Origin of the sequence: Acinetobacter sp. HA, from assembly GCF_000264725.1 — a bacterium.
In the GTDB taxonomy this organism is placed as follows: domain Bacteria; phylum Pseudomonadota; class Gammaproteobacteria; order Pseudomonadales; family Moraxellaceae; genus Acinetobacter; species Acinetobacter schindleri.
The window spans coordinates 61,134-73,419 of the sequence record NZ_AJXD01000096.1 but is presented as its reverse complement, the minus strand read 5'-3'; the positions used below and the strand labels follow the sequence as shown (position 1 = coordinate 73,419).

Sequence of the window (12,286 nt, the reverse complement as noted above, 5' to 3'; positions counted from 1 at the left end):
TTAAATTCCCAATATTTCTAATAAGCGCTGGTTTACTTTTTCTGCATCAAACTTTTCAATCGCAATTTTATGGCTTTGATCACCCATCATACGAACTTGCTCTGGGTGCTCAATGAAATAAATCATTTTTTCTGCCAATGCTTGTGGGTTCCATTTGGGCACTAAAAAACCATTTACACCGTCTATAACCGTATCTCGGCAACCAGGGACATCTGTTGTAATGACTGGGCGTCCTATTGCCATTGCTTCTTGTGTGCTTCTCGGGACACCTTCGCGATAATAAGAAGGTAAAACAAACACTGCACTTTTTTTTATGTAGTCATCCACATTTGTAACAAAACCTGAATATTCAATCGTGTTACTCTCAATTAATTCATCTAATTGATTTTGAGTTAAGCCGTAAGGATTTTCTAAATCAAGCCCTCCTATTACTCTAAAAATAATATGCGGATATTTCTTTTTGACTATTTTAGCTGCTTCCACATATTCGAAAATTCCTTTTTCTGCTAAGAGCCTTGCTATAAAAATAAAAGAAATTTCATTCGATATATTCCAAGGAGTATAAGAGTAATCCTTTAAGTTTAGCCCTATAGGTCCTAACACAACAGAAGAGTTTGCTTTATGCTTAATTTTATTATTTTCAATAAGATCAACTGGATCATCCTTATTCAAAAAAACAATCTTGTCAATAAAAGGAAAAACAATCCTATATAAAGAAACTTGTATAAATCGAATAAGTTTAATTTTTAAACTTTGTCCATGCCGGTGAACAGTAAATGGTGAGCCTAGTCCTTCTAGCATAGCAGTAATTTTTTTTACTTTAGAAAGCTTTGCAGCTAAAGAACCATAAATCACAGGTTTAGTAAAATATGAGAATACTAAATCTGGCTCTAACTCTTTAATTTGTTTATATAGTTTATACGTAGCGTATAAATCTGATAAAGGGTTTAGGCTACTACGGCTAAGTGAATAAACTACAGGTATAGCACCTAGCTTTTCTATTTTCTCTAACTCGGAAACCTGATGATCTGTAGTAAAGGCATATACTTTTACATTTTTTTCAACTAATTCTTTAATAAGATGAGCCCGAAAACCGTAAAAACATGCAGCAGTAGTGCCAATCATAATTAGTCTTTTCATTATATTAACCCTGCTTAGTATTAGATGACACTATGTTATCGGAAAATCCTCTAAACGATAATTTAAGTCGTAGAATATAGAAAAAACATATATAAATAACTAAATAATTATATAACCTCAAACGAACAGCCGTTCCGAGATTATCATTTCCAATTAACCATACACTCGCATATAAAACAAAAAAAATGATTAAAAAGCGTATAAAACTATCTGCATAATTAATATTTTTTAATATATAGGTCATCATAAATAAAGCAGGTAATGTTTCAATTACAAACAATAAAACAGCAAAAGGATTAACTAAATATAATCCAAAAAGTTGACCTAAAGTACTTAAAACAAAGTTAGGAATGAACAACACAGGATTAGAGAAATCCAACCCTAAGTTACTCCCACCCTGCATATCTTCTTCAAATATTTCACGGTAATCCGTAATACGTTCAAACAAACCAAGATAGTTTGCTACAAACAATGCAAAAAAATATAAAATAGCAAATAAAAAAATACGTTTTTTTGTCAGCTTAATTTTCCATAAAAATAAAGCCAGTAAAAATGCGTAACCTAAATAAGGGCGCAAAGCCAACAAAAACAATCCTATTAAAATTGCTAATATATAAAAAAATGAAAAAACAATAAGGTTATTACTATTTAAAGAATTTTTAACAATTAAGCAACCTACCAAAAAAGAGAACACCATAAATACGTCACGATAAATATCGAATGTATAGAAAAAAAGTGTAGGATAGATAAGACACAGTAAAAAGCTGTATAAATAATATTTCTGATCTTTTTTAAAATTGAGTCCAGACAACTTAGCCACTAAAATAGGAATTATAAATAAGTTTAAAAATAAAAATAAATAAGACATTCCCTCTCGAGAATACAAGCCTAAGTCATTAAAAAACCTTAAAATGACAGGCCAAATATTTACAGCAAAGTCATCATAGCCCAAAGCATAGGCATCATAATAATCTGAGTCGTTACCACCACCCAAACCAAGAGATATAAATTTATTTTTTATTAAGAAATAAAAACAAAGCTTTAAAAAAACCAAGCAAACAATACAGGAAAATAAAGCTTTATTTGATATTCTTTTTAAAATATTATTTATCATATAGATATACCCATTTTTCAACTATTTTTTCTAATGAAAAATTTTTCTCTATATGACATAAATTTTTTATAATATTTTTATTTTTTTCTTCTTGAGAGAGGCTTAAGGCATAATACATTTTTTCTGCTAATATATTTAAATTTGATGAGGGTACTAAGAATTGATTATTATTTAAAACTTCAGCAACCCCTCCACAATCTGTAGCAACAACTAAAGTCTTACATGCCATGGCCTCAGCAACAACCAAACCAAATCCTTCATACTTAGATGATAATACAAATAAATCTGCAGCACTCATTAAATCTGGGATATCACTGCGTCTTCCTAATAAATAAATATCTTGCTTTAAATCCAACTCATCAATAATTATTTCAATTTCTGAACGTAGTTCCCCATCCCCGGCAATAATCAATTTAATATCTCTAATACTCTTATTTTTTAAAGTTTTAAAAGCATGGAATAAATTTGGGTAATCCTTCGCCTCACTAAAACGTCCTACTGCTAGAATCAAATAAGAGTTTTTATTTATATTAAGTTCATTCAGAATTTTATTTTTGGCTTCTGAGTTATAAAAAAACCTACTCAGATCTATTCCATTATATGTTGTGATGATATCCGAGTCTGGCACCGCTTTTTTTTCGATAAATGCCTGTACTGCTTCGTTACTAACATTAGTAGTTAAATCAGCTAGATTATGTGTAAATCTGTACGCAAGCATTCTCGATCCCCCACCTTCATCACTACTATGCGCAGTACAAATAAGTTTCTTTATAGGGGTAGTGATTCGAACGAGGCGCGTAAAAATATTAGCATGTACCATATGTGAATGAACAACATCCGGTTCAAAATTTTTAATTATTTTAGAAAGTTTAGTATAAGCAAGAGGAAATAACAGCAAACTATTTAAATTAATTTTAATTAATTCAATTTCTTGGTAACGAGGCTTTGTTAAAATATCTCCAGTTAGATAAGCAATTTTAACATCATTCCCTTTTTCATGCATTTTGTCTGCCAAATCACAAACAACTCGCTCTGCGCCACCTTGACCCAGTCCAGTAATCACATATAAAAATTTTCATTAAAATACCTTGAAATAATTTCAACTGTCTTTAGAAAAAAAAATTTTCCATTTTTCTATGATATTACTTATGAAAAAATTTTCACTTTTTTCATAAGCATTTAATGCTAAATCCCTAGACCTATTTTCCTCTAAGATTGCTTTTTCTAAAAAATTGGAAAATAATTCTATATTGTCATTTTCAATTAAATATCCACAATTATTATCAATAATATTTCTAGGTCCTGTTGGACAGTCAAAAGCTATAACTAATGATCCTACAGACATCGCCTCAAGAAGCACCATTGGAAAACATTCAAAATGTGAAGTCATTGCATAAATCTTAGAGTTATTTAATATTTCTAAAATATCAGAAGTTGCAGGTTTAATAAAAAAAGTATCTTGCACATGATTTTTAACAATTAAACTATTAAGCTGATGTAATACATTTACATCAGGCTCTCCATAAATTTCTACTGTCCACTCAGGAAATTTTTTATGAATATTACTCCATATTTTTATTAATCGGTCGAATCCCTTAACATGTACAATTCTACCAGCAGCAACAATACGATTTTTTTTTGAAAAATATTCTATGGAATTAATTGCATAATTTTGAATAGGGTTTGGAATAACAATTTTATACTTTATAAAGCTTGCTAGTTTCAGCTCTTCTTCCGTTAAGAAGATATGTTTATCAAATCTTCTCATAATGTATCTTTTTAATCTATTAGGCGGTGATTGGTGTAAACTTGCATGATGCTCTAAAACTAGGTTTCCAGTAAAAAATAAGAACGATAATAGATAGAAGCTATGTGTACCTATTACATTAATTGTAAATTCAGGTTTAATTTTACGTAAAAAAAATTGCATCTTAATAATAAAGAAAATTGTCTTAAGAATATTCTTAAGATTTAATTTCAAACTATTATCTTCTTTTCTCTCAAACGATAAATTAAGATCAATATGATTAACACCTTCTAGATCACCATAATAGAATGGATTATCTCCATTTTCTAAAGTAATTAAGTAAATTTCATAAGATTTACTTAATTCAATTAATCTATGATAAATTGTTCTCTCAATGCCACCAGCTTTATACATTTGATTTAAGACAAATACCAGCTTCATAAAACTACTCTACACTTATTAAATTTAACTTAGAATTGAAATCAAATAGCTCATATAAACCACTTTAATTCTCTTTTAAAAAATCATTTATTAAACAATAAATTTTAACATTAGGAGTTTCATCTACATTAGACCTCTTGCGAAAGTATCGTTTACCTAATTTTTGAACTGGCTAAAACCTTATAAAATGTAGCTTTAGGCTGTTTAAATTTTGACTAACGCAAGAAGTCTATTTATTGCTGCCGTGCTAAAAAAAGTGTATATGTTAATTTTTTCATACTCCAAAAAAAAGGTTAACAACATAATCCTCAAAGACGTAGTCACTATTTATGATTTCCACTTCCTTGTCTAGATTGTAGTTCTCTCTAAGATGCGGAAAATACACATCAATGTTAAACTTTTTCAAAATAGCAACAATATAATCTTTATTATAATTGTTATTTAAGTCATACATTTGAAGAGTAACATCTGTGACTTCTTCTTCAATCAACTTTTTGCTCAGTAATTTTATGCGGATAACTTTTATATGAAGTTTACTAGGATAGATAAGCTTAGGTTTTTCATGCGTTTTTTTAAACTATCTCATATCCAATAAATTTAATTTCTTTAACCAGCCTCTAAGGAATAACCAATCTATATAATAACCTTGCAAAATATATCTGTGCAGATTTGCTAAAAAGTATTCTCTTATAATTCATCAAACTAACCTGAAAGGCTTTTAAAGAACGAACTTTATTTTCTCTCAATACATCATGTGCATACATTAGATAACTTAATGAAACTGATTCGTTATAATTATCCAATTCCATGTAACTTCGTAATACCTTTAATCTTTCATTATGCATCAAGTAGAAATTTTTACTTGAATTAGTCTCATGATCTCTATACTTAACGAAACAATCTTCTAAACTATCTAAATAAAACTCATTTGAGAAAGTGAGTTTAAGCCACATATAATAATCTTCTATTTTTACATCTTCATCGTAATAACCAACTTTCCTAATTAAATTTAATCTCAGAAGTTGAGTTGGAGCAAGAATAGTATAATCCTGAAGAAAGATATCTTTAAATTTATTACGTTTAAATAAAAGTCTAGATTCTCTAAGGTGATGTGATTTATTGTCTATATAAATAACATTACCAAATACGCCTGCACACTTTACATTGCTAGGGCTTTCCAAATATTCTACTTGTATACCTATTTTACTTGTTAATAAAATATCATCCGATGCAATTGCTGAATAATACGATCCTTGACACCATCCTAACGCTTCATTAAGAGTCGCACTTAGTCCTTTATTAGCACGAGTGCGGAATTCAAATCTTGTAAATCTTTCTTTGCAAGCAGATATCATTTCCTGAATTTTCGCTACCGAATTATCTTTCGAACCATCATCTATAATAATTAATTCAATATTTTGATAAGTTTGTTCAATAACACTTTGAATGCATTCTTGCACAAAGTTTTCATGGTTATAACAAGGAATAACTACTGAAACCAATGGCTGATTACTCTGATTCAATTTAACCTCTTTGTCTCTCTAAAGTCCCAAATATAAAATAGCCCATTACCAGCCAATACAAAGCATAATTTACTAAATGAGCAATCGAAACACCTTCAAAACCGAAAAGCTTACTACATACATAGGTCAATCCCATAGAAGATAAAGCAAATAATATTTCTGTGGTGACAAACAACTTTGTCATCGCCTTACTTAGCATCAAATAAGCCAATATCCAGCTTCCAATTTTAAGCGAATCACCTATCATTTGCCATAAAAATAAATTACGCATTGGCATAAATTCATGACTAAATAACAGGGTAATAATCCAGTCACGTAAAATATAGACCACCAACCCACCAACTAAAGCTAAAGGGAAGATAAACTTATAAGCTAAATATACTTCTTTCTTAATTTCATCTAAATGCGTCAATTCAGCTAGTCTAGGTAAGTAATAAACGCCTAATGTTGTCGTGACCAACATCAAATATGCTGCACTTAAGCGAATCATCGCTTCCCAATAACCTGCGTAATTTAAACCAAACTCTTGTGACAAATAAGAACGGATTACCATTTGTGACAAAGGCACACAAATTGCACTCACTAGTGCCATAAGCGCAAAAGCCGCAAAATTTTTAGCAATTTGTGGCTCAATTCGTCCAAATAAATATGAAATTTTGAACCAATTGACTTTATAACATAAAAATAACGTTACAAAAAAAGCAATAGATTGATAAATTGATAACGCGATTAAAGCACCATACAAATGATATTGAACAGCTAAAAACCCTGTTACTAATAAAGAAAGTATGCTTCCAGCAATATTTGCAACAACTAGTTTTAAAACCTCCTTCTTGCCATTTAAAATAGCTAAAAAGAGCGCATTTAAATTAAATAAAACCAAAAAAGCGGAAAACCACGCAAAAACAGACTGATACGCTGTAGTCTGAAAAATATACAACGACAATTGTTTTTGGAAAATAAGAATAATGAACGAAAAAATAAAACTAAAAATAAGCACTAAACTGCCAGCTGCTCGCCAAACCGAAATTTGTTTATGCTCGTTCTCATGATATTCAGCAGTATATTTTATCACTGCTGTATTAATCGCGCTTCCTGCAAAAGTTGTGACCATTTGTATAAAGTTTTGAAACTGCCCAATTGCGGCATAGCCTGCAGGACCAACATATACAGCTAAAATTTTATTCAAAATAAACATTGTGGCTGTTTTAATTAAAACAGCCACCCCGTTTAATGCGCTCGTCTTTAGCAGATTCATTACTTTTAATCTTGAAATTGATTACATAAAGTGATGACTCTCTCAGCATCAGCTACAGACAGAGTTGGTCCCATTGGTAAGCTCAATACTTCTCTATGTATCTGTTCAGAAATTGGATAATTCAAATTATTCCATTCTTTATATGCTTGTTGTTTATGTGGTGGAATTGGATAATGGATTAATGTTTGAACACCATGATTTAATAGATACTGTTGTAAAGCTTCACGCTGATTGCTACGAATTACAAATAAATGCCAAACATGCTGCTCATAAGATTCAGCATTAATTCCATTCAATGGGAGCTGAATTAAAGGATTTTTGATTCCATTTACATATAAGTTCGCAATATGACGTCTATGCTGAGTTTCTTGATCCAAGTAATTGAGCTTGACATCTAGCATTGCTGCCTGAATTTCATCTAATCGACTATTTACACCTGGAACTAAATTTTTATACTTTTCATGCGAGCCATAGTTACGCAACGCTTTTAACATGGTCGCTAACTCTGCATCATTGGTCGTGACTGCTCCTGCATCACCTAATGCACCTAAATTTTTTCCAGGATAAAAACTAAAACCTGAAGCATCGCCCCAGTTTCCTGCTTTTTTACCTTGTATTTGTGCCCCGTGGCTTTGTGCAGAGTCTTCTAAAACCAATAAATTGTGTTGTTTAGCAATTTGCATAATTTCTGGCATTGCAGCCAATTGACCATATAAATGGACAGGTAAAATCACTTTGGTTTTAGCCGTTATTGCTTCTTTTATTTTTATAGGATCAATATTGTAGGTAGAAATATTTGGCTCAACTAAAACTGGCGTCAAGTTATTTGCTGTAATGGCAAGAATGCTAGCAATATACGTATTAGATGGAACAATAACTTCATCTCCATCTTTAAGTTTGCCAAGCTCTTTCCAAGCACGTAAAGTTAAAATTAATGCATCCAGACCATTAGCCACGCCAATTGCAAATTTTGTACCGCAATAGTGTGCAAAATTTTGTTCAAATTTTTCTAATTCTTTTCCACCAATATACCAACCCGAATCAATAACGCGTGTACAGGCTTCAATCAACTCATTTCTGTATTGTTGATTAATATTTTTTAAATCTAAAAAATTGATCACTTAATTAACAACCTTTATATATTCAAATACTGTATTCAGATCAGAGAAAATATTTTCTACACCACATTTTTTCAGGAACAACTCATCTCTCATACCTGTGTCTAAACCAATAAATTCAACATCAGAAGATAAGGCTGCCTTAAAATCACTCTCAGTATCACCGATAAAGAATGATGGTTTAAGTTTTTTTAAAATCTTACTTTTTTCTTCTGAAGCAAATTTTGGATCAACAACATAGTAATTCTGAAAAAAACCATTAATACCAAACCGGTTTAGTTGTTGCTCTAAAGTAATACGGTTACTCCTTGCAGTAATCAAATACAAGTTATAATTTTTTGAGGATTTATGCAAAAAATCCAGTGATTGTTCGTAAAGCTTATCATAATCAGACCAATATTTAGTCTCTACTAACTCCACCCATGTTCTACAGACTCTGACTAAGATGTCCTCAGCAACATGGAGTTTTCTCAAAGCATGGGCATTGTTTGAACCTGAACGCTTTTCATCCCACAAGTAATTTATCTGCTCATTACTTAAATATATTCCGTGGCTTTTACATATTGCGATCATCAATTGTATATGCTTATTTCGAGGAGAGATTAACGTGCCATCAAAATCTAGTGCTATAGCGTGCATTAAATTATCTTCATCACATATTCTGAATACTGTCTAGTCAAATATATTTCTTGACCATGTGGCATCTGTTTAAGAAACAGATTATAATCCAAACCTTTTCTGCATGCATATGCAGCTAATAAAACATCATAACCCGCTGCACAAGTGAGTGCAGTTCCTGCTCCATGTCTTAAGTTGAGGTCTGTAACTACCCAATTGGGCCCCGATTTCATTACTTGGAAACAAATAGTGCCTTTTTGCTCCAACGCTTCACCAATTTTTTTGGCGATGCCATCTAAAACTTCATCAAAAAATAATTTTGCTTTAGTACAAACACCTGATTTAACTTCTATTCTTTCTCTACAATAGGAATAACCTATTTTCTTATCAAAATCGTAAAAACTGTCGACCGTGACTTCTGGCCCAGAACAGATTTCTTGAAAAATAAAATCTTCTGCTTCCAAATTAAGTAAATTGAATTCTGAGTAACTCGTAGCTTTTGCACCTATACTTCCGAAACCTTTTCTCGGTTTAATGAAGAATTTTTTTATTTCGGGTAAGTTCTCAATTTCGTATTTTTGAGGGACTTTAATTCCCTTAGAATTTAAAAAATAATCAGCTTGATCTTTATCAATGCAAACGGCAAATTTCTCATTTACCCACATATCTAAGTTAACAAATTCTTTTTTCAATTTAGAAGCAAGCAAAATTTCATCATTTAAAACAGGTATAAAAGTATCTATGTTATGCAATCTGATGATTTTTCTCACAGAGTCTTCAAATTCAGGATGATTTGATTTTGGAACTTGATAGAAATGATCGAGTAATAAAGAAGATGTGACTAGTTCTTTCGAATTTATATCAATACCTACTAAATTTATTTGATCGCCAAAATATGCTTTTAGTCTACTAATCATAGCGAAATTAGTACCTGTACCAACTGCACCAAGCAATATATTATTCATAAAATTAACCGTTAGCCTTCTCTAAAAAGTCACCGTAACAGCGAATATAATCATCTTCATTAAAATGATCACTCGCTAATACAAGAAGAATACAATCTTTAGAAAAATCATACATTTCTCGCCATATTAAACCCTCGATAATTAAACCTTGAGTCGGAGAATTTAAAACAACGTCTTCTCTACTATTTCCGTCATCCAAAATAAAACGACAACTTCCGTTTAAACATATAGCAACTTGTTTTAAGTCAATGTGAGCATGGAAACCACGAGACTGATTGGTTGTATTAAAAATATAATACAAACGCTTAATCTCAAAAGGAATGGATTGATTAGACTCTATTGCAACCAATCCCCCTCGCTGATCTCCCAAACTCGGCAAATCAATTAGTTTTATTAAACTCATATTAATTCATTCACCAATGAAATTAGATATTGACCATAGTCATTTTTACTCATGCTCTGACCAATGTCTAAAACCTGTTCTTTACTCAGCCAGCCATTATTCAGGGCAATTTCTTCTAAACACGCCACTTTATAGCCTTGACGTTTTTCAATAGTCTCTACAAACTGGGCTGCCTCAAGTAAGCTCGCATGTGTACCTGTATCTAACCATGCAAAACCACGTCCGAGCAATTCCACATTTAGATCACCGCGCTCTAAATACATCTGATTAACTGTGGTAATTTCTAATTCTCCACGCTCAGATGGCTTCACTTGTTTCGCAATTTCAATTACATCATTGTCATAAAAATACAAACCAGTGACTGCAAAATGAGACTTCGGTTGTTTAGGTTTTTCTTCTAGAGAAATTGCACGTTTCTGCTCATCAAATTCAACCACGCCAAAACGCTCAGGGTCTTTCACCTGATAGCCAAATACCGTCGCACCTTTTTGACGTGACACAGCCTGACGTAACATTGGGGTAAAACCTTGACCATAAAAAATATTGTCGCCAAGCACTAAGCAAACATTACTGTCCCCAATAAAGTTTTCACCAATAATAAATGCTTGTGCCAAACCATCAGGGCTAGGTTGGACGGCATATTCAAGCTGAATACCAAATTGAGCACCATCACCCAATAAACGCTTAAATCCATCAATATCTTCAGGAGTACTAATAATGAGTACTTCACGAATACCAGCAAGCATCAGCACTGAAAGCGGGTAATACACCATTGGCTTGTCATAAATAGGCAATAATTGCTTAGATACACCCTTAGTAATGGGATATAAACGTGTACCTGAACCGCCAGCTAAAATAATACCTTTTGTTGTATTTGACATTATGAATTTACACCTAATCTTTCGCGTTGGTAACTACCATCTTGCACTCGATGACACCAATCTAAATTATTTAAATACCACTCTACCGTTTTACGAATTCCAGTTTCAAAAGTTTCCGAAGGTGTCCAACCTAATTCATTTTGAATTTTTGTGGCATCAATTGCATAGCGTAAGTCATGCCCAGGGCGGTCTTTTACAAATGTAATCAGTGACTCATACGCTTGACCGTTGGTTTGTGGTTTTAATTCATCCAAAATTTTACAAATGGTTTTAACCACTTCTATATTCCGCTTTTCATTATGACCACCAATATTGTAGGTTTCACCCACTACACCTTCGGTCACTACTTTATATAAAGCACGTGCATGATCTTCTACAAATAACCAATCCCGAATTTGCTGACCATTCCCATATACAGGTAAAGGTTTGGCATCTAACGCATTTAAGATGACTAATGGAATCAACTTTTCTGGGAAGTGATACGGCCCATAATTATTTGAGCAGTTGGTGACTATAACAGGTAGGCCATAAGTTCTGTGCCAAGCACGGACTAAATGATCTGAACTGGCTTTAGAGGCAGAATATGGAGAGCTTGGCGCGTATGAAGTTGTTTCAGTAAATAAATCGGTCGTACCTTCTAGATCACCATAAACTTCATCAGTTGAAATATGATGAAAACGAAAGTTTTGTTGAGCTTCGGCGTCAAGTCCCATCCAATACTTTCGAGCAGCTTCTAATAAAGTATACGTTCCCACAATATTGGTTTGAATAAATGCTGCCGGGCCATCAATTGAGCGGTCTACATGTGACTCCGCAGCTAAATGCATAATTGCATTAGGCTGAAATGCATCTATTGCAGCTGTTATTTGCTCTGTATCGCAAATATCAATTTGTTTGAACTCATAGTTCGAGTGTTGATCAATTTCTTTTAACGATTCTAGATTACCTGCATAAGTCAGTTTATCTATATTCAGGACTTGGTTATTGGTATTTTGAATAATATGACGGATAACAGCTGAACCAATAAATCCCGCACCGCCAGTAATTAAAATTTTCATAGTAGACTTTTACTTCTTAC

General features: G+C 32.2%; 13 protein-coding genes. All 13 read right to left on the bottom strand.

Annotated elements, in window-relative coordinates; translation table 11 throughout:
• Positions 1 to 1,140 (bottom strand): glycosyltransferase family 4 protein, encoded by a 1,140-nt coding sequence (locus tag HADU_RS13270; protein WP_008307046.1) that lies wholly within the window; start codon positions 1,138 to 1,140, stop codon positions 1 to 3.
• Positions 1,141 to 1,144: 4 nt separating this feature from the next.
• The gene (locus HADU_RS13265) at positions 1,145 to 2,254 is read right to left on the bottom strand and encodes a hypothetical protein (RefSeq protein WP_008307045.1); all 1,110 of its coding nucleotides are present in this window, start codon (positions 2,252 to 2,254) and stop codon (positions 1,145 to 1,147) included.
• Positions 2,244 to 3,317: a glycosyltransferase gene (locus tag HADU_RS13260; RefSeq protein WP_008307044.1), complete on the bottom strand. Its 1,074-nt coding sequence runs from the start codon at positions 3,315 to 3,317 to the stop codon at positions 2,244 to 2,246. Before HADU_RS13260 ends, HADU_RS13265 begins: the two co-directional genes overlap by 11 nt.
• Before the next feature lie 36 nt (positions 3,318 to 3,353).
• A complete protein-coding gene (locus tag HADU_RS13255) occupies positions 3,354 to 4,442 on the bottom strand; it encodes a glycosyltransferase (protein ID WP_008307043.1) in 1,089 nt (362 codons plus the stop codon).
• Positions 4,443 to 4,716: 274 nt separating this feature from the next.
• A complete protein-coding gene (locus tag HADU_RS16115) occupies positions 4,717 to 4,932 on the bottom strand; it encodes a glycosyltransferase family 52 (RefSeq protein ID WP_008307041.1) in 216 nt (71 codons plus the stop codon).
• A gap of 127 nt (positions 4,933 to 5,059) precedes the next feature.
• The gene (locus HADU_RS13245; RefSeq protein WP_081399014.1) at positions 5,060 to 5,965 is read right to left on the bottom strand and encodes a glycosyltransferase; all 906 of its coding nucleotides are present in this window, start codon (positions 5,963 to 5,965) and stop codon (positions 5,060 to 5,062) included.
• 1 nt (position 5,966) lies between these two features.
• Positions 5,967 to 7,223, bottom strand: coding sequence for an O-antigen translocase (locus tag HADU_RS13240; protein ID WP_008307036.1), 1,257 nt, complete (start codon positions 7,221 to 7,223; stop codon positions 5,967 to 5,969).
• A 5-nt stretch (positions 7,224 to 7,228) separates the two neighbouring features.
• Complete coding sequence (locus HADU_RS13235; protein WP_008307034.1) at positions 7,229 to 8,344, bottom strand: DegT/DnrJ/EryC1/StrS family aminotransferase; 1,116 nt, start codon at positions 8,342 to 8,344, stop codon at positions 7,229 to 7,231.
• On the bottom strand, positions 8,345 to 8,980 hold the full coding sequence (locus HADU_RS13230; RefSeq protein ID WP_008307032.1) for an HAD family hydrolase: 636 nt from the start codon (positions 8,978 to 8,980) through the stop codon (positions 8,345 to 8,347).
• Entirely contained in the window at positions 8,980 to 9,924 is a 945-nt protein-coding gene (locus tag HADU_RS13225; RefSeq protein ID WP_008307030.1) for an ATP-grasp domain-containing protein, read from the bottom strand. Before HADU_RS13225 ends, HADU_RS13230 begins: the two co-directional genes overlap by 1 nt.
• Before the next feature lie 4 nt (positions 9,925 to 9,928).
• Positions 9,929 to 10,327 carry a sugar 3,4-ketoisomerase gene (locus tag HADU_RS13220; RefSeq protein ID WP_008307028.1) on the bottom strand — a complete coding sequence of 133 codons (399 nt, stop codon included), beginning with the start codon at positions 10,325 to 10,327 and terminating at the stop codon, positions 9,929 to 9,931.
• Complete coding sequence (gene rfbA, locus HADU_RS13215) at positions 10,324 to 11,208, bottom strand: glucose-1-phosphate thymidylyltransferase RfbA (protein WP_008307026.1); 885 nt, start codon at positions 11,206 to 11,208, stop codon at positions 10,324 to 10,326. The genes HADU_RS13220 and rfbA overlap by 4 nt, the downstream gene beginning before the upstream one ends.
• Positions 11,208 to 12,266 (bottom strand): dTDP-glucose 4,6-dehydratase, encoded by a 1,059-nt coding sequence (gene rfbB / locus HADU_RS13210; RefSeq protein ID WP_008307025.1) that lies wholly within the window; start codon positions 12,264 to 12,266, stop codon positions 11,208 to 11,210. Before rfbB ends, rfbA begins: the two co-directional genes overlap by 1 nt.
• Positions 12,267 to 12,286: the final 20 nt, after the last annotated feature.